The 19436-nt window shown below is 50.7% G+C and carries 15 protein-coding genes, 1 tRNA gene and 1 pseudogene; 7 read left to right on the forward strand and 10 right to left on the reverse strand.

Translation table 11 applies throughout. The annotated features are described in order from the left end of the window. Positions 1-39 precede the first annotated feature (39 nt). On the reverse strand, positions 40-1143 hold the full coding sequence (locus AC1S52_RS15605; protein WP_482029948.1) for a universal stress protein: 1104 nt from the start codon (positions 1141-1143) through the stop codon (positions 40-42). 188 nt (positions 1144-1331) lie between these two features. Between AC1S52_RS15605 and AC1S52_RS15610 the strand changes: the two genes are divergently transcribed. Next, entirely contained in the window at positions 1332-2522 is a 1191-nt protein-coding gene (locus tag AC1S52_RS15610) for a glycosyltransferase family 4 protein (RefSeq protein WP_482029949.1), read from the forward strand. 159 nt (positions 2523-2681) lie between these two features. On the opposite strand, the pseudogene AC1S52_RS15615 reads toward AC1S52_RS15610, so the two are convergent. Next, positions 2682-2966: pseudogene (locus AC1S52_RS15615) on the reverse strand (ISAzo13-like element transposase-related protein); the annotation flags it as partial. A gap of 52 nt (positions 2967-3018) precedes the next feature. On the opposite strand from AC1S52_RS15615, the gene AC1S52_RS15620 reads away from it, so the two are divergent. Next, positions 3019-3123 carry an IS1/IS1595 family N-terminal zinc-binding domain-containing protein gene (locus AC1S52_RS15620; protein ID WP_482029950.1) on the forward strand — a complete coding sequence of 35 codons (105 nt, stop codon included), beginning with the start codon at positions 3019-3021 and terminating at the stop codon, positions 3121-3123. A 160-nt stretch (positions 3124-3283) separates the two neighbouring features. On the opposite strand, the gene AC1S52_RS15625 is transcribed toward AC1S52_RS15620, so the two are convergent. Next, positions 3284-3520, reverse strand: coding sequence for a hypothetical protein (locus AC1S52_RS15625; RefSeq protein ID WP_482029951.1), 237 nt, complete (start codon positions 3518-3520; stop codon positions 3284-3286). Positions 3521-3955: 435 nt separating this feature from the next. Next, a complete protein-coding gene (locus AC1S52_RS15630; RefSeq protein WP_482029952.1) occupies positions 3956-4882 on the reverse strand; it encodes a carbohydrate ABC transporter permease in 927 nt (308 codons plus the stop codon). A gap of 82 nt (positions 4883-4964) precedes the next feature. Between AC1S52_RS15630 and AC1S52_RS15635 the strand changes: the two genes are divergently transcribed. Next, entirely contained in the window at positions 4965-5915 is a 951-nt protein-coding gene (locus AC1S52_RS15635; protein ID WP_482029953.1) for a type IV pilin-like G/H family protein, read from the forward strand. Between the two features lie 190 nt (positions 5916-6105). On the opposite strand, the gene AC1S52_RS15640 is transcribed toward AC1S52_RS15635, so the two are convergent. Next, positions 6106-6177 (reverse strand) — tRNA-Lys (locus AC1S52_RS15640). Then, positions 6157-6717: a KGK domain-containing protein gene (locus tag AC1S52_RS15645; protein WP_482029954.1), complete on the reverse strand. Its 561-nt coding sequence runs from the start codon at positions 6715-6717 to the stop codon at positions 6157-6159. Before AC1S52_RS15645 ends, AC1S52_RS15640 begins: the two co-directional genes overlap by 21 nt. A 531-nt stretch (positions 6718-7248) precedes the next feature. Here AC1S52_RS15645 and rimO point away from each other — a divergent pair. Then, positions 7249-8604: a 30S ribosomal protein S12 methylthiotransferase RimO gene (gene rimO, locus AC1S52_RS15650; protein ID WP_482029955.1), complete on the forward strand. Its 1356-nt coding sequence runs from the start codon at positions 7249-7251 to the stop codon at positions 8602-8604. Positions 8605-8697: 93 nt separating this feature from the next. Beyond that, positions 8698-10116 carry a DEAD/DEAH box helicase gene (locus tag AC1S52_RS15655; protein ID WP_482029956.1) on the forward strand — a complete coding sequence of 473 codons (1419 nt, stop codon included), beginning with the start codon at positions 8698-8700 and terminating at the stop codon, positions 10114-10116. 218 nt (positions 10117-10334) lie between these two features. Here AC1S52_RS15655 and fabG read toward each other — a convergent pair whose 3' ends face one another. Then, complete coding sequence (gene fabG / locus AC1S52_RS15660) at positions 10335-11099, reverse strand: 3-oxoacyl-[acyl-carrier-protein] reductase (RefSeq protein WP_482029957.1); 765 nt, start codon at positions 11097-11099, stop codon at positions 10335-10337. Positions 11100-11379: 280 nt separating this feature from the next. Between fabG and AC1S52_RS15665 the strand changes: the two genes are divergently transcribed. Then, positions 11380-14682, forward strand: coding sequence for a PAS domain-containing hybrid sensor histidine kinase/response regulator (locus AC1S52_RS15665; protein ID WP_482029958.1), 3303 nt, complete (start codon positions 11380-11382; stop codon positions 14680-14682). Between the two features lie 32 nt (positions 14683-14714). After that, positions 14715-15272: a phycobiliprotein lyase gene (locus tag AC1S52_RS15670; protein ID WP_482029959.1), complete on the forward strand. Its 558-nt coding sequence runs from the start codon at positions 14715-14717 to the stop codon at positions 15270-15272. A gap of 56 nt (positions 15273-15328) precedes the next feature. On the opposite strand, the gene AC1S52_RS15675 is transcribed toward AC1S52_RS15670, so the two are convergent. From AC1S52_RS15675 to AC1S52_RS15685, 3 genes are all read right to left on the reverse strand, one after another. Beyond that, complete coding sequence (locus AC1S52_RS15675; RefSeq protein WP_482029960.1) at positions 15329-16417, reverse strand: hypothetical protein; 1089 nt, start codon at positions 16415-16417, stop codon at positions 15329-15331. Between the two features lie 168 nt (positions 16418-16585). Beyond that, entirely contained in the window at positions 16586-19192 is a 2607-nt protein-coding gene (locus AC1S52_RS15680; RefSeq protein ID WP_482029961.1) for a DUF3769 domain-containing protein, read from the reverse strand. 117 nt (positions 19193-19309) lie between these two features. Then, positions 19310-19426: a photosystem II reaction center protein I gene (locus AC1S52_RS15685; RefSeq protein WP_482029962.1), complete on the reverse strand. Its 117-nt coding sequence runs from the start codon at positions 19424-19426 to the stop codon at positions 19310-19312. Positions 19427-19436: the final 10 nt, after the last annotated feature.

Genomic DNA, 19436 nt, shown 5'->3' on the forward strand with positions numbered 1-19436 from the left:
CCGGGTGAAAAACTGAATTGATCCCCTCACTCTTCTAGCCTACTCTGTTACGTTGGATCCTGTCATGGGCTGAGTTGGACGGCAAAGCAGGACTGGGCAGGGGGCATGGTGGATGGCATAGTCTTCAGTGGTGCTGAGGCGGGCATTGCGTAAAACTGGACGCAGATCATCCGGTGTGGAATTTGGAGTTTTCGCTTTACGTCGCGTTGGCAGGGACGGCAGCAGCGATCGCCGCTTTGGATCACTCCCCAAAATCACCAGATCCACGTCTTGCTGTTGGGCAACCTGGCAAATTAAAGGACCTGGTTCGCTGGTTTGTAGGAGGGTTTGGATTTCGAGATTGGGGGCTTCCAGGGCTGCTTTGGCAAGGTTTAGAATATGCTCACCCTGTTCTTTTTGCACCTTTTGCAGCGATTGGTTAAGTTGCCAGCTTGGGGTGGGGGCAACAAAGGGACCAAACAGATAACCGGCGTTCAGGAAAGGCTGAATGTAGAGGATCGTAATCCGTTGAATTCCAGCGGGAATTAACTGACGGGTAGCGGCGATCGCCCCCTGGGTTGCCAGGGAAGCACTGACAACCACCAGCACATGGTTCAGGCTGGGTTCTGCGGGTTCAAGGGGGCCCCTGGCAACCAAAACGCTACAGGAAGAGTAGCGAGCAACCACCGTAGAGATGCTGCCTAGCAGTAATTCCCGCACTCCCCCGGTACCCCGCGATCCGATGGCAATCAGTCCTGCCCCCAGAGTGCTGGCACAGTTCAAAATTTCAGTGGCAGGGCGACCTCGGCGGACTTGAATCGAGATCGGAAAATCGGTTGGAAAGTCTGCATGGAGTAGTTCAGCCAGGTGAGTTTCTGACAGCAGATTTTCCGATGGGGCATCGTTAGGGTGTGGACGATCCTGGTTTTCTGGCAATGCCTCTGGTACCCGCCGGATTCGTCTCAGTAATCGGTTGGAACGGCTGGAACGGCGCGGTTGTATGGTCACGGCAGTAACCAGTGGTTGCCCATTTCCTTCTAGACCTAAGGGGTGTAGGGTTTGAGCAATCAAATAAAGCCATTTCTGGGCAAGGCGAGCACTGGAAGAGCCATCCGTTGCCATCAGCAGCGGTGGAAACAGGACTGGAGTTATGACCGAATTCATTGTTTTAATCTCCAACTCCAACCGTGCAGCCAACCCATCGTGCTAAACCTCCTAATTACTAACTTACGCGATCGCCAATCCCGATTGGGAGACCCCCCTGAAAACAATACACGCTAAGACAATTCCATATACCCTATGGGGAGGAGCTTTATAGAGTAAAAATAGGTTAAGTGTCGAGATAAGCGCCGATGAAAATTCTGGTAATGGCATGGGAGTTTCCTCCTCGCATTGTGGGCGGGATTGCTCGGCATGTGGCAGAACTCTACCCAGAACTGGTTGAGCGTGGGCACGAAATCCATTTAATTACGGTCGAGTTTGGTCAGGCTCCCCGCTACGAAGTGGTAGATGGCATCCAGGTGCATCGGGTAGCAGTTGCTCCCAGTCATGATTTCTTTCACTGGGTTGCCAACATGAATGAGAGCATGGGGCGGCATGGGGGCAAGCTTTTAACAGAAGAAGGTCCGTTTGACATTATTCATGCCCATGATTGGCTGGTGGGGGATGCGGCGATCGCCCTCAAACACACCTTCAAAACGCCTCTCGTTGCAACCATTCATGCGACTGAATACGGACGCCATAATGGGATTTACACTGACCAACAGCACTACATTCATGGCAAGGAAATCCTGTTGGCATACAACGCATGGCGCATCATCGTGTGTACCAACTATATGCGTCTGGAAGTTGAACGGGCACTGCAAGCCCCGTGGGATAAGATCGATGTCGTCTATAACGGCATTCGGGCTGAGAAGAAGCAGCGCGACCCCAATTTTGATTACTCAAATTTCCGTCGCCAGTTTGCCCATGATGATGAAAAAATTGTTTACTACGTGGGACGCATGACCCATGAAAAAGGAATTTCGGTTTTGCTGAGTGCTATTCCCAAAGTAATCAGGGAAATGGGAAACCATGTCAAATTTATTCTGATTGGGGGGGGGAACGCCAATCAGCTCAAACGGCAGGCATGGGATCTGGGCATTTGGCAGAAGTGTTACTTTACGGGCTTTATGTCAGAAACCGATCTGGACAGGTTTCAAACTATTGCTGACTGTGCAGTGTTTCCCAGCCTCTATGAACCTTTTGGCATAGTCGCCCTGGAAAGTTTTGCGGCTCGTGTGCCCGTCGTGGTTTCCGATACGGGTGGGTTTCCAGAGGTCGTCCGCCACGGCAAAAGTGGCATTGTCACCTGGACCAATGACCCCGATTCTCTCGCCTGGGGCATCCTGGAGGTGTTGAGGAATCCCAGTTTTTCCCAGTGGCTGGTCAACAATGCCTATGAAGATCTCGATCGCCGCTTCCGCTGGGACAAACTGGCACAGCAAACGGATGCCGTCTATGGGCGGGTGATCCACGAGCGATCGCAGGTGGTTTGGTATTAAGTGCAATCTCACCTGGGGGGATTGTCAAACAGTGAAGACCTGTCAATGGATGTTAGTTATTGTAAAGTCAAGCTATGGTAAGGATCGTAGATTAAATAACCTGCAATTCTGGTTTAGCTGTGTAATTCCATTGCGGTAGAAGCTCGTCGAAAACAATTTTCATGTTGGCTTTGAAGTCTTGGGCAAATTTCCGACCCTTTGATACGTTTTATCGAGAATCGTCGTGAATACCTTAAGACCTGTGCGAGTTGTTGTCTTCTCCATCAATTCTTTTACCGTCTGGACACTATCAAAAATGACTCCTTGACACATTCTTGAGACGTGAGGAAACAAGCGGTGTTCAATTGGATTGTACTTGGAAGTGTAGGGCGGATAGTGAGCAATGCGAATTTCAATGCCTAACTCGTTGACCAATGCTTGCAAGTCTTGCTTGAAGATGTAGTAATGAGAACGGTTGGGCGTTGCATAATAGAGCTATGAAATTAGGGAAGAAACGATGCAGTGTCCAGAATGTGGCTCGACTGATATCAGTAAAAACGGGAAACAGAAAGGTAAAGAAAATCACATCTGCAAGAAGTGCATGAGGACAATTGGGAGCTAAAAGAAGGGCATTGGAGGTTGAAGCCTAACACGAGATTTCACCTCAATGCTCAGCAGACTTCTAATGGTCGAAATCTTGTTAAAAGAATCTTTTATTCGAGGTGCCCTTAAGTCCTTGAGCGATTCAGTGATTAGTATGCCGTCAATCGTTTTATTGATCGCTAACAATTGGTAATAGCGTGATGTCTTATTACTGCCATCGCTGTAATAATCCTGCGTGACCAGATTTTCCTGCTGCTCAGACAGCCCCGATGGGCAGACCACCATTGCCAAAGCGTATCAGCCGATGGAAACTCGTCTAACCCAAGTTCACGCTCGATAATGCCATCCGTGGCAATTTTGCTATGAAACAGAAACCCGTCGCCGTTAGAACTAAAAACAAAAGGCACCTGAAGCATCTCAGCAGAACCTACTGACGGCTAAACAATTTAACTGGGCTACCAATCAATTGAAGCCTTTTTTCAAGCCCTTTGCCCAGTTTTTCTACCTAAATCGGGATAACAGCCTGCCCATTTTAAGGACAGAGGCGATCGCTTTTCCTTGCTAGGCGCATACGAGATTAATTACAGGGGCTTTTCTGCTTCTGAAAGCCACCTGACATTTTGAGCTTTCGTAGGTTAAGCTTCGGCAAGCAAATATGGGCACTTTGTAAACGGCAGTTCATCCTGCTGAAATTTCAGACCCAGACTTTAGATTTGAATTGGCGATTCTAATTTGTTACCACCCCTCCAGCGACAGCAATTTGTCACCAGTGCTTTAACGACATTAATTTGTCTCAACGACATTAATCTGACCTGGATGACAAGAATTTGTCACCGATGACATTTAATTCGTCACTGTACATCACCCCTCCCCTCTCCCCAATCTTTCAATTGAAAGTAAACCAGCACCAATGTTACCCCCAGAAGCAGGGTGGCGGCAGCGGCGGCATAACCAAAGTCAAACTGAGCAAATGCCTGGTCATAAATGTAGTAGACCAGCAGGTTTGTAGAGTTTAACGGTCCGCCGCCAGTAATCACGTACACCTGTTCAAAGCTGCGGAGGGTAAAAATGGCAGTGGTGACAGCGACAAATACCAATGTAGGGCGCAGTCCGGGGAGGGTAATGTGCCAAAACTTCTGCCAGGGACCAGCTCCATCCAGTTCGGCAGCTTCGTAACGGGTGATCGGAATCGTTTGTAGTCCTGCTAAGAAAACAACCATATTGAAACCTAGCTGCTTCCAGGTGCTCAACAGAATTAAGACCGGCATTGCCCAGGTTGTGCTGCTCAACCACGAAATGGGCACAATGCCCAAAATACTGAGTCCTTGATTGATGGGTCCATCAGTCTGAAATAGCCAACGAAACCCTAGTCCCACAGCAACCAGAGACGTAATGGAAGGGATGAAGTAGGCTGTTCGCAACAGTCCCCGCAGGGCAAGGGTTCGGTCTAGCAGCACAGCCAGCCCCAGGGGAAGAAGCAGACTGGGAATCACAGTGGCAACGGTGAAATAGGTTGTATTGCCGATGACTTGCCAGAAGTCAGGGCTAAGGATTAATCGCCAGTAATTGCGCAACCCTGACCAGTGGATGCCCGATCGGGTGAAGCTGCCTGTTGTAAAGCTGAGGTAGAGCAGGTAAGCAATGGGGTAAAGGACGAAAATACCGAGCAAAATCAGGGCAGGCGTGAGGAAAATCCAGGCTGCGATCGCCTCGTTGTCGAGGGATCGGGCAAATAGATTGCGAACGAGAAATTTATGGGAGGGGCGATCGGCAGACATGGCGCTTCAAATTTGTTACAGTGCTGGATGTTCTGTCTACGTCGGTTGTTAGGATAAGCTGACGAATCGGGTCATTCTCTACATGAATTTTACTGCTTGGAATTGGTGCCGCTGGAAGGCAGGTATCACGGTTGGCATAGCAGCTTTTTTGGCGGGAGGTGTAAACCTCTGGAGTATCCCTGTACTTCATGCTTTTCCCGTCATTGCTCAGGATATTAAGGCTGCGGATGAAAGTAAAACTGATCCCATCGCCCAAAAGCTGATTGGAAAATGGGAAACGGTCAGACCTCCGGTTGCTGAAGTGGACACTGCCACCTTTGCGTTTGCTCCAAACGGTAAGTTGTTTGTTTTAATGTCGGGTGCTTCCGGTGAGAGTGCGGTTGTGCAAATGGAGTATCAGATTGATCCAAAGCCTCAACCCATGCATCTGAACCTCATCCTGCCAAACCGCCCAGACGAACTGGTTAGAACTATTTTCGGTTTCACAGACGAGGGATTACTGCGGCTGCAAATTTCTGGCACGGACCCAACCACTCCAAGACCTTCTGACTTCACATCGAACGATCCGCCGCTGCGCAAGATTTCTAACGACCCCTCCCTACAGCCAGATGTGAAAGCAGTTGCCCAACAAATGGCAGGTCGCAATCGGGAATCTGAAGGCAAGCTTTATGTCAATTCACTAATTCAGGCAGAGTTTGCCTACTTTTTGGCAAATGGGAAGTACGCGATCTCCGTTGACCAATTGGGAACCGAATTTCAACCGGAAACTGAAAACTACCGCTATGAAATTGTGGCTGACGAAGCCATGCAATGGGTAGGTGTTCGAGGTGTAGCAAAGCGACTTGGTTTAAAGAGCTTTGTGGGAATTGTCTTTACGGCAACGGAACAGTCGGGACCATTTACACTGATGGCAGCAATTTGCCAAACCAAAGAGCCGACCCGCCTCCCACCTCGATTACCCGATCTGGTGACAACCGATTCAGGAGCCGAACCGCGCATCCGCTGTAGGGCAGAGACACAGCCCATTCGGTAAGGCGATCGCCGGTTTTGACAGTCCTTATATTTAGGCAATCTGCATTACATCTGCTTCAAAAAATTAACTGGCTTAGATAATGATACAGATCGTGAAAAATCCCCCTGAGGCTCTCTACAGAGAAACTTAGGGGGATAAAACCATATTTGGCAAAAGAAATGTTAGGTTTCTCTACCTTCGTCTACATTGATGGGTCGCCCGGGATTCGAACCCGAGACCAGTCGGTTAAAAGCCGAATGCTCTACCGCTGAGCTAGCGACCCCTGTTTAGCTTCTACTTGAGCGCCATTTCCTAAATTAGCACAACTTGGATCAAAGATGGAAGTTTTTCCTGATTTGGTTTGGTTCGCTTCGTCGAAATTCGTTTGAAACTCCATCAGCCTTGCGGTTGGCTCTTCCCTAAAGTCCTGATGGCTTGTTGATGGGGAAGTCAGATATGCAGTGCTGGAAGAGTTTCCCAGTGCTGCTGGTTGCCCGATCGCCTCTGGATGAAACTCCAGGGAAATTTGTAATTTTAGGTTGCCCCTTTGTGGCTCAGCGGCACCGGGTTGCAACACTTCACAGGCAACGCCATTCTGAAACCAGGCACTATTGCTCAAAGGGCACCACTGACCCTGCTGGTTATAAGCTCCAACCTGAATCGAAATGTCCTGGGTTTTCAAAGATGCCATCAGGGCATGGGAGAGCGAACCTAACGTGGCGAGGTCGATCGCATAGCGTAATTCACTCAAACTCAAAGTGACATCCCCGAACACAAGTGTGACTTGTTCATCCAGATCTACAAGCGTGTTATTAAAATTCATTTAAATTCTCCCAATGCGTGTCTTCTGCAAAACCCAACTGACTGCCTCAACAGGAATTGCGGTTCACACTCAAAGTCAATCTGAAATGCCTTTCACCAAAGCTCAATCGTAAACTCACAAAGTTTTCGGATAGGCTTTAACGGCATCTAGCTCTATATTCATTTGTTCAAGAAACCTGAAGAGGCTTGCGTAGATACTCGGTCTGATCGGACACGCCGATCTTAAATTCTTCAAGCCCCTTACTGATCCCAGGTTAACGAGTTTTATAAGGCAATGTATTACTAGTTACAATTTTTGACGACAGATTATGCGTAAGCCTGAATCCACTCAGGGGAAATCGCTTTTGTAAAATATCGTAATATTTCAATTTTTACGCTACTATGGGTTAGAAATGTTGTTTGAGCGATTGCAATCAGCGGTAGCCACTGAGCATTCAGCTATGAGGGTTTACAGCGAGGAGTCAATCCATCGCATGAGCGATCGCTACAGCTTAACGATTGGTTACTTTTTTCTTACTGTAGACTGAACTTCATGGGCAATAAGCCGACGATTGCTGTTACGCATTTAGGCTGCGAAAAGAACCGGGTTGATACTGAGCACATGCTTGGTCTTTTGGTTCAAGCAGGCTTCCCGGTTGATTCTGACGAAGAGTTTGCCGATTATGTGATTGTTAATACGTGCAGCTTTATTCAAGCGGCTCGTGAAGAATCGGTTCGCACGCTGGTTGAACTTGCAGAAGCAAGCAAAAAAATTGTGATTACTGGCTGCATGGCGCAGCACTTTCAGGAGCAACTTTTAGAGGAGCTTCCGGAGGCTGTGGCGTTGGTGGGTACTGGTGATTATCACAAGATTGTGGATGTAATTCAGCGGGCAGAGGCGGGCGAACGGGTGAAAGAAGTTTCCCAGGAGCCGACCTACATTGCCGATGAGACGACCCCCCGCTATCGAACCACGACAGAAGGGGTTGCCTATCTGCGAATTGCAGAGGGTTGTGACTATCGGTGCGCGTTTTGCATTATTCCTCACCTGCGAGGAAATCAGCGATCGCGATCGATTGAGTCCATTGTGGCAGAGGCAGAGCGGTTAGCATCTGAGGGAGTCCAAGAGATCATTTTGATTTCCCAGATCACCACCAACTATGGTTTAGATCTCTATGGAGAACCAAAGTTAGCTGAACTGCTGCTGGCTCTGGGAAGCGTTCCTGTTTCCTGGATTCGGATGCACTATGCCTATCCCACGGGGCTGACCCCCAAGGTGATCGAGGCAATCCGGGAAACGCCCAATGTGGTTCCCTATCTCGATTTGCCTTTGCAGCACTCTCACCCAGAAGTGTTGCGGGCAATGAACCGTCCCTGGCAAGGGCGTGTCAATGATGGCATCATTGAACGGATTAAGGCATCCATTCCCAATGCAGTGATGCGGACAACCTTCATCGTGGGCTTTCCCGGTGAAACTGATGAACACTTTGAACACCTGCTGCAATTTGTTGAGCGTCATAAATTTGACCACGTAGGCGTTTTCACCTTTTCGCCGGAGGAAGGAACTCCTGCTTACGACCTGCCTGCTCAACTGCCCCAATCCCTTATGGATGAGCGGCGTGATGCCCTGATGACGATACAACAACCCATCTCCCTCAAGAAAAATCAGGCAGAGATTGGCAAAGTTGTGAACGTTTTGATTGAGCAAGAAAACCCGGAAACGGGAGAACTGGTTGGTCGTTCTGCCCGCTTCTCACCCGATGTAGATGGACTGGTCTATGTTCAGGGGGATGCCCGTCTGGGATCGATGGTTCCGGTGGCGATTGATCACGCTGATGTGTACGACCTGTATGGTCGTGTCGCCTCGGCTTCCGATTTGCTCCACACCCAGCTACTTAGTGTTCCGTAATGGTTTAAGCAATTGCTTTTCGACGATTGCTGCCCAAGCTTTTCAAAAGCCCCTGGCTTTTTTTGTACAAATCGACCTAAAACAGGAGATTCAATGACCCTTTCGTTTCATAGCCTCGGACTTTCCGAACATTGTGCTCGTCATCTGGAGTCCATTGGCTTCACCAACCCGACTGAGATCCAGTCGCAGGCAATCCCTCACTTACTTTCTGGACGGGATGTGGTGGGTCAGGCACAGACAGGCACTGGCAAAACAGCCGCATTCTCTTTACCAATCCTGGAGCGGATTGATGCCAAAACGCCGGTTGTCCAGGCTCTTATTTTGACCCCTACCCGTGAACTGGCGCTTCAGGTCTGTCAGGCGATTCGCACCTTTGTCGATGACCGACGGCTGCGAGTCGTCACGATTTATGGAGGACAGGCAATTGAAACCCAGGTATCCCGCCTCCAGCGCGGTGCCCAGATTGTTGTCGGCACACCTGGTCGAGTCCTAGACCTACTCGGTCGCGGTGACCTGAAGTTGAACAATCTCAACTGGTTGGTGCTGGACGAAGCTGATGAAATGCTCAATATGGGTTTTATTCAGGATGTGGAGAAGATCCTGAATCAGGTGCCGATTGAGCGTCAAACTGCTTTCTTCTCAGCCACGATGGATCCGTCCATTCGCAAGCTAGTAACCAAGTTTTTGCGATCGCCCATTACCATCACCATTGAACAGCCAAAAGCAGCTCCTACCCGGATCAATCAGGTTGCCTATATGGTGCCTCGCGGTTGGACGAAATCCCGCGCCCTGCTACCCATCCTGGAATTGGAAGATCCTGAGTCTGCGTTGATCTTCGTCCGTACCCGTAAGGCAGCGGCGGAGTTAACGAGCCAGCTTCAAGCTGCCGGACATAGTGTGGATGAGTACCACGGGGATCTGAGCCAGACCCAACGGGAGCGGTTGTTACTTCGTTTCCGTCAACGTCAGGTGCGTTGGGTAGTTGCGACGGATATTGCAGCGCGTGGGATTCACGTCGATGACCTGACCCATGTGATTAACTATGACCTACCCGATAGTGTAGAAAACTATGTTCACCGGATTGGGCGGACAGGTCGTGCTGGTAAAGAAGGAACGGCGATCTCAATCGTTCATTCGCTGGATCGGCGAAAACTGCGGGATATTGAGTATCACGTCCGGCAACGGTTAGAGATTGCCTCAATTCCAACTCGCGCTCAAATCGAAGCCCGTCAGCTAGAGAAGCTTCAAACACAGGTGCGGGAAGCGCTGACCGGCGAACGGATGGCATCCTTCCTGCCAATTGTGGCTCAGTTGGCAGAGGAGTATGAGCCTCACGCGATCGCGGCAGCGGCTCTGCAAATGGCATATGACCAGACCCGTCCTGCCTGGATGCGCTCTAACCATGACCATTCCGAGGATGCACCTCCTATGGACGCACCCAAGCCCAAGCCGATCAAGCGGGTAAAACCAGCCGAATCTAAAGGGCGAGTTTCTCCAACCCGCGATCGCTAGGAATCTGCTAGAGATTCGGTTAGATAAGGTAGGGTGGGCAATGCCCACCCTATTGTTTTGCAATAGCAGTTTTGTGTATGTAATTAGATAGGAAGGTGCCATTTAAAGATGGCGTAGGTTGGGTTGAAGTATGAAACCCAGCTCCAGCAAAGGTTTGATCCCTTACATCTACACCCAATCCATCCTATGTGTAATTTTGCCTGCCAACTTGGAAACCATTAAGCCATGACCATTCCGCCATCCACATTAAACGTCTGTCCGGTAATGTAGCCAGCCGCTGGATCAGCCACAAGAAAGCGGATCATCCCTGCAACCTCTTCCGGCTGTCCGTAGCGACTTAGTGGGATAAATTTCAAAATTTCCTCAGCTTTGAGGCTATCCGTCATATCCGTTGCAATAAAACCGGGAGCAACGGCATTGACTGTGATGCTGCGACTTGCCAGCTCTTTAGCAACGGTTTTGGTAAAGCCAATCACACCTGCTTTGGCAGCACTGTAATTTGCCTGTCCGGGGTTGCCTATCTGCCCAGCTACCGATGTAATATTTATAATCCGTCCGGCTCGTTGCTTCAGCATAATCTTGCTGACAGCGCGGGTACAGAGAAAAACCCCCGTCAGATTCAGGTCAATCACTGCCTGCCAATCCTCCGGCTTCATCCGTAGCAGCAGGGTGTCACGGGTAATGCCTGCATTATTGACCAGGACATCAATTCGTCCCCACTTCTCCATCGTGCCGCTGATCAGAGCATCTACCTGGTCGGCTTTGGAAACGTCCGCAGACAGGGCGATCGCTTCCCCTCCCATTGACTGCACCTCTGCCACCACCTTCTCAGCCGATGCCTGAGAACTAGCGTAGTTAATCACCAGATTGGCTCCTTCTGCTGCCAATGCCAGGGCAGTCGCGCGACCGATTCCCCGTGAAGCCCCGGTGACGATCGCCACCTTTCCCCGCAACCGCTGGAGACTTTCCGGCAACGCTTCCATAACCTATACTCCTCAACATTTACAGCACATATCGCTCAATCATCATAAATCAGAAGGGGAAATGGGAAGGTAGGGAGATGGGTATCTCCTGCTCTGTTCCGCTCCCCGGATAATCAATTAGATATCCTACAATTAGACGGATACCCTATTCCCTTTAAAGAGCTGTCCCAGTTTTTTTTGAGGTGCTACAGCCCCCTTCAGCCAGCTTTTGTCAAAGAACTTAGCTGTTTAAAGCGAATTGTTTTGGGTCGGGTTTTTATTGACTCCAGCCGATTCATTCATGGAAATCGTGGACAAAACCAAAGAGGAACTGCTTGCTGAGTTGACCTCACTGCAACAGCGAGTTCAGGAGTTAGAAAAATTCAAGCGCCAGGTACAGCCGCCGGTTCAGGCAGATACGCGGCTGGAAAGTCTGCGTCAGAAAGAGGAGGAGTTGCAGGTTGTCGCAAAGGCGGTGCCTGGGCTGATTAGGGATCTGAAGCAAGCAGAAGCTGCATTGCAAGATAGTATTGCCCAGCGCAAACAGGCAGAGGAGGCACTCCGCCAGAAACAAGACTGGTTGGATGTTGCCCAGACCGCAGCTAAGATTGGCAGCTTTGAGTGGAACATTCAAACGAATGTCAATATCTGGTCAAAAGAGTTAGAAGCTTTGTATGGGCTGGAACCGGGTGAATTTGGCGGTACCTACGAAGATTGGGTGAAATGGGTACATCCAGATGATCGTGCCCAGGCGGAAGCCGATGTCTTGAATGCCCTGACAACAGGGGCATTTTTTACAGACTGGCGGGCAGTTTGGCGGGATGGCAGCATCCACTGGCTTCATGCCAGGGCAGAGGTTTTTTACGACGACAACGGCAATCCCCTACGGATGGTTGGTTTTAATGCGGATATTACAGAGCGCAAGGCAGCAGAAGTTGCACTGCGCCAGAGTGAAGCGATCGCCAAAGCGCGGGCGGAAGAACTGGAAACCTTTATGGAAACGGTGCCAGCGGCTGTCTGGATCGCCCACGACCCCCACTGCCAGATCGTGACGGCTAATCGAGCGGCTTATGAAATGACACGGTTACCTCAGAATGCACCCATCACGGCGACTCCAGCGAATCAGATCTATCCCTTCCCGTTTAATATCCAAAAAAATGGGCAACCCATCCCTGTCGATCAGTTGCCGATGCAGCGGGCAGGTAGTACGGGAGAGGCAGTGGAGGCAGAGTTTGAATTTGTTTTTAGCGCCGATGACGTGCGTTCAATCTATGGCAAGGCTGTGCCACTGCGGGATGATGCTGGGGCAGTGCGGGGTGTCATTGGAGCATTTCTGGATGTCACTGAACGGCAGCAAACAGAAGCTGCATTACGTCAGAGCGAGGATCGATTGCGGATTGCCCTGGAATCAGCCGACCTGGGAACCTGGGACTTTAACCCAATCACCGGGGTACTCAAGTGGGATGAGTGTTGTAAGGCGATGTTTGGGCTATCGTCTGCGGCAGAGGTAAATTACAACGTCTTTCTGGCAGGACTGCACCCGGAAGATCGCGATCGCACCCATCAGATCATACAACAGGCGCTAAATCGTGCTAAAGGCGGCGAGTACGACATTGAGTACCGTACCATTGGGCTGGAAGATGGCGTGGAGCGCTGGGTTGCGGCTAGAGGCAAGGCATTCTTCAACGCCGAGGGAAAAGCCATCCGGTTTATTGGCACCGTACTCAACATCACCGACAAAAAGCGAATTGAAGCAGAGCGAGAACATCTTTTAGCCTGCGAACGTATAGCAAGACAGGCAGCGGAACGAGCAGCCGATCGCACCACGCGGCTTCAGGCAGTCACCGCTGCCCTCTCCGAGTCCCTCACCCCACCTCAGGTGGCGGAGGTCATTGTGGAGCAGAGCCTAGCCGCTTTAGAGGCTGATGCCGCATTGGTGGCACTGGTCAACCGAGATCAAACAGAACTAGAAATTGTTAGGGTTGTGGGTTACGGATCTGCTTTTAATGAATCTCCTAAGCAATTTTCGATTCATGCCCCTTTACCCTTAGCAGACGCAATACGAACCGGAGTACCGATCTGGGCAGCCCCGTTGGCGGATCGCATTGCCAGTTATCCCCATTTAAGCGAGACTTACCAGAACCTTGAGTTTGAGGCATGGATTTCTCTGCCTTTGATGACTGAAGGCAGGGCAGTAGGCGGACTATCTCTATCGTTCAAACAATTCAAACAGTTGCATCAGGACGATCGCGACTTCATTCTGGCACTAACTCAGCAGTGCGCTCAGGCGATCGCCCGTGCCCAACTCTACGAAGCAGAACAGATAGCAAGAGCAGAAGCTGAGCGGGCAAATCGGGTCAAAGATGAGTTTTTGGCAGTCCTCTCCCATGAACTCCGTTCTCCCCTCAACCCTATCCTGGGTTGGGCAAGGTTACTTAGGGAAGCCTATGGTTCTGAATCAAAGCACCACCAACGTTTGATTGAGCCAGCGATGACTGTTCAGGCACTCGAAACGATTGAACGCAATGCCAAATTACAGGCACAGTTGGTTGAGGATTTGCTCGATGTGTCTCGAATTTTACAGGGTAAACTCACGCTCAACATTGCCCCTGTAAAACTGGAACCTACTATTCAAGCTGCGATTGAAACGGTGCGATTAGCGGCTGAGGCAAAGTCAATCCGGGTTGAAACCCACTTTGCACCTGAGCTGCCTCCCGTGCTTGGCGATGCCAACCGTTTACAACAAGTGGTGTGGAATTTACTTTCCAATGCCGTCAAGTTTACGCCTGTGGGCGGACGGGTAGAAGTCAGGTTAGAAGTGGGACACGGAGATCTGGTAGGGCGGAGTAAAGCCGTTGCTGAAACCCCTGCTTTCCTGGCAGCGCTTCCCTCTCATGCCCAAATTAGCTATGCCCAAATTAGCAGCTATGCCCAAATGACAGTAAGCGATACCGGAGAGGGCATCAACCCCGATTTTCTCCCCTACGTATTTGACTCCTTTCGGCAAGCGGATGGCAGCATCACGCGGAAATTTGGTGGACTGGGGTTGGGACTGTCAATCGTTCGTCAAGTCGTGGAGTTACATGGGGGAACGGTCAAAGTCGAAAGCCCCGGAGAGGGACAGGGCGCTCGATTCATCGTCAAACTGCCCCTTTTGGTAGCCAATGAGCAGAGGCAGGATGCCGATCGGGAAACCTCATCCTTGCTCACCCATTCCCTGCCCCTGGCTGGACTGAGCATTTTAGTCGTGGATGACGAAACGGATTCCCGCGATTTGGTTGCTTTTGTACTGGAGCAGGCTGGAGCAGTGGTGAAATCCGCTAGTTCGGCAGATGAAGCGTTGACTATCCTCTCCCAGACACCACCAGACGTGTTGTTGAGCGATATTGGGATGCCGGTGATGGATGGCTATGCCTTTATGCGCCAGGTACGATCGCTGCCAGAGAGTCCAGGAAAAACCATACCCGCTATTGCCCTCACCGCCTATGCAGGTGAGCTGAATCAGCAGCAAGCAGTCGCTGCCGGATTTCAATTGCATATTTCAAAACCAGTAGAGCCAAAAGAATTGGTGAACGCGATCGCTAACCTATCAACTTACAATTGATAAGGCATTGATCAAGAGGATCGCTTCAAACGATGGATATTGTGGAGTTTTTTGAACTCAGTTGTGGTAAATGGTTTTCCCATCGCACCAGCCACCTGCTGTCAACGCACCAGTCAGAGAGCGGCAAGTCCGACCTCCAGGTCGAAACCTTACCTACCGTTGACCCCGGAGTAGCTAAACTCTGCGAACAACACAATGTTGAGCCGACTCAGGTGTTGTGTAGTATCCGCATTCGTTGGAATGGTGAACTCAACGGGAAGGACAAACAATCGGGTTCTACGATCCTGGTGGCGATCGCCAACCCCAATACTCACAACGAAGGCAAACTTTTACATCAGGTAGATGGAACTAACCAGCCACCTGTTCCGGGACGCTACATTATCGGTGAAGACGATGCCCTCACCCTCATCACTGAAAATGAACATCGGTTACTGGAAGAGCGCCTGTGGTTTGCTGGACCTAACTTACGCTTACGCACCAGTCTCTTAAAACAAGCCGATGGCTTTAGTACGGCTTCGTTTTGCTCAGAAATTCGCATGGGTGTCACCAAACCTGCTACTTCACCCGCCCCTGCAAAGGATGGTGCTTAGAATTAAACCTCACCCACTTAGAAACCCGTAGGTTTTTCTGGAAAAATCTCCAGTTCTCAACTTGGATGAGGTTTAGCCACTGACTTGAGCTTGCTATGGAAGTCAGAAGTCTCTGAAATAGGGATGAACTGATGAATCGGGGGTTTGGCAGAACTCACAGACCAGTTGGGCTGATAAAATGCCGCTAACTCTAACTTCAGCTTGGGCTTAATAGCTTGGTCAGATAGCCCTGGACAGGGAAGCAAAAAATCAGTCTCGGTTAAACAGTTAGGTTTTGATGCTGGTTCAGTGCCCCTCTGGGTTTCTACGATGGTGTCTGCAATAGGTGCTGGAGGCGTTGAAGCAGTTAGCTGATCCGCTTGAATAGCCGTGGCAGCAGAACTGGCAACATTGGGTTGCTCCGCTTGATCAGGCGGCTCAAGGGGGAACGCGATCGCGCCATTGGTTGCCGGACTCTCCTCTAAGGAGGAGTCCTCTAGCGAAATTTGATTGCTTTCCCCAATGGTTTCCCCGTTGCTTGATTGGACAGACTGGGACGCGGGCATCACTCCAGGTGGCTTTATAGGCTCTGGCTGAGGTGTCGAGGATGCCGGTGGAGGGCGATCGCTGGAACCAAACTGAGGCAGAGACACCTGCTCCAATTTGGAAACTGGCTTCGGCTGCACTGACTGTACCGCAGGGAAATGCTCTCCTCCATCAGAGGACAAACCAGGTTGAGGATCTGCCAGCGGCTGAGGCAGCGGAGAAGGTTCCTGCAATTCTGGCTGGAAGGGAACCCGCCGGTAGAGTAGCCCCGGATCCAGGGGAGAAGATAACGGCTCATCCTCTGCAATCAACAAGTTACGAGGAAACTTGTCACATACCAGACGCTCAAATTCATGGTTGAAGTGGTAAATCGGTTCCCCTCTTCGCAGCCAGAGTGCCAGAATTTGCTCCACCGAAATGGCTTTATAACGACCCTGATAAAGGGCTTCCACCATTGCCAACCGCACCCAATTAATGGAATAGGTTTCTAACCAGTAAGCCAGCAACTGATCGACGGTATGATTCTCTAACTCAAAGCTATAGTGACGCAGTAAATTAGCCGCGTAAACCGCCGCCGCCTGATCCGATAGCTCAGTAGAACCCTTCACCAGTTCTGCCATTAAGCAAGCTTCCTGCACTCAACCATATGCAATCGGTCACTGGTACCGATCTAACCCCAAGTTTAGTCCAATCCCTCTCCAGCGATTGACGATGTTGCATCTGTTTATAGTGAGGCGGACGCAAACATCTACGATCTTCCATCCATTCCCCACTCCCATCTCCCAGCCTTAATCGCGAGTGCGCCGGATCCCGCCTTCTACCGGGGTAATATCAGTCCCGGCAAAGGGTTCAGTGCCTCCAGACCAGTTAAAGTCGCTAATTCGGAGACTTAGAGAGCCAATCTCCAGGATTGGGTTATAGCGAAGAATAACCCCGTAGGCGCGACGGCTGTACTCCAGGATGAAATCAGTACTGATTTCGGTTCTCGTATCGAGGTTAATTGAGGTTTGAACCGTGAACCGAATCGGACCATAAATTTGTTGAGTGATACCCACACTCAAAATTTGATTATCCACAATGCGGTCAAACAAGAAGGGTGACTGTCCCTGCCCAACCACCTGATAATAAGTGACGTTAAAGGCTGTGTAGTCAAAAAACGGTCTTGAAAAGTGACCAAACTGTCCATATAGCCCGACACTGCCAATCAAATTATTTTGGCTGTCTCCATTCGTGTAAACTCCAGAAACACCTGTAACCCCAACTCCTACGCTGATGTAAGGAACAATGGGTGTTGGCGAGTTTTTTAACCCTTCTTCGGGGGTGGCAGGTAGGGGGCTTCCCTGCCAGAGCGTAAAGCCACGACTGAGGGAAACACTTCCCTGAAACCGACCCAGATTCACCCGGTTATTTGTCCGCACGGGTTCAAGCAGTTCGAGGCGATCTGTATCCGCATTGATGTACTGGAATCCTGCCTGGTAGGACATGATAATTCCTGTATTCCCCAGAACAATGCGGGGAGAGAGTAACAAAATCCCCAGACTACTTTGAACCGTTTGGAAGCCAAGGGAACCATTAAATAGGCGATCGCGATAGCTGTATTCCAGTGCCAGGGTATGAGTCCCAATCAGTTGCCGTGCCCGAATGCTAGCTCGCAGTTCGTCGCTAAATTTATCGGGATCCAGACTGGTGACGGAAGCAATCCCCCGCAGCGATGTGGTGGGAGTTACCTGGTAGCTGAAGCGGGTCGTCACCCCAAAATTATCCAGATCCAGCGGACCATCAGTCTCAAACACCATCCGCTGGAGGTAAATTTGGGGCGTGACCGAAAACCGAAAACTAGGAGTCGCAATTATTTCAAACGGTCGCTGGATAAACAACCCCCCCCGGTCTTCCTGATCAAACCCAAACTCTGCCAGAGGTGGCTGCCGTTCGCTGCGGTCAAGAATTGTGCGTGTGAAGGGAAGGGGAATTGAAACTCGCTGGTCAAACACCAGCCGGGGACGGCTTGCCCGCACCTCATCCTGTAGGGGTGAGAGTCGGGTCAGGGTTGCCCGCTCTGCCTTCAAGATTAGCTGGGGGGGTGAAAAGGGGTCGTTGGTGATCTGGATATTCTGGGCAACCCAACCTTCTGGAGTGAAGTCAATTTGTTCTGCTTCAAACCGCAGCCGTCTAACCTCTCCACCCCGCGCCAGGGCACCTGGTACCCGCCCAACGTCTCGCCCAACGCCAACCCCAATCGATACCCCTCCGGCACCTCTGGCTTGCAGAGGTTGTGCCTGGGTAACGCGATCGCTCACCGGACGCAGGAGTTCCGATGCACCTACATCACTGGGTGTAGCCGCAAAATTGGTATCTAGGGTGGCAAGGCTAATTTCACCCCTGGCGTTGCGGATGTTGCCCACTCCCTGGACAAAGTTATATTCCATCCGCTGCCCGCGCAAAACCTGTCCTCCCTGGTTCAGGGCAACGTTCCCTTCCGCCACTGCAATTCGGTTGTTCAAGTTTACCTGGACTCGATCCGCGTCCAATAAACCACCCTCATACCGCATGGTCACGTTGCCTTCAGCGGTAAAAATCTGACGCTGCTCATCGTATTCCTGACGGTCTGCCGTCAGTTCAACGACCCTCGGTTTTCCAGCCCCAGCCGGTGGAGCTTCCGTCGGAGTTGGTTCTGTTCTGCGAATACCGGGAACGGTTTGGGGAAAGGAAAAGACTGGACCCGTATCTTCAGAAACAGGACGGCGATCGCGACTGGGGACTGGTAAGACGAATGGATCGGCGGGTTCAACCTGCTGCGATCGCAGATCCAACCTCATCTGATTAGTCCGAATTGTGAGATCGGATGGACTCAGGTCTTTTGCTAGTTTGTCCACCTTAATCGACTGGCTCAAACCGTCCATCAGTTCAGCCTCACGATTAGCCGAAGCCGCTGCCTGGGTTGTCAGACCCGATAGGGAATAAAATTCCTGCCCTGATCCGGATCCTGCCTGAGGATTTGATTTTGTGCCCGCCAGCCGGGGAATTCTAGTTTTGGGATCAAACTTGAGAGTAGATTTCAGATTGGAGGATATCGGACTGGGAAACTGCTCAGCCGCAACGGGTTGCGCAACACTTCCCCAATCCTCTGTATCTGCGGCCGTCTTCAGAAGATCTGCCCGCGACACCCCTCCCCGCTTCACAAAATCATCCTTTAACAGAGGAGATAGCGGTTGAACAAGCGGGGCAGACGTTGTCAGGGAAGGCAGAGCGCCTGTTTCCAGGGATGGGGAAGCTAGAGATTGAGCAGACGTCGATTCTGAAGGCAGCGATAGGGAGGATCTGGTAGGGCTGATATCCTCAGCGGAAGGAGTAACAACGGTTGGAGGGGGTTCAGGTGGCGAAACCAGATAGGGCATATCACAGCGAAATAAGACAAAACAGACAACCTGCGGAAAATGCTGCCCAACGAGATAAGAGGCAGCAGATTGCTGCTGCCTCCCGTTTCAGCATCACAAGATTTTAGCCGCTTCGGTCTATTCCAGATCCCTCCGCTTAGGATTTCTGGAGGGATCGTTTGACAGAAAACCAAACACAAACAATGACACAAAGAAAGTGATGACAAGATAAACGACAATTTTGAGGGTGACCATACTGAAATCT

Source organism: Kovacikia sp. CALU 1929 (assembly GCF_056784235.1).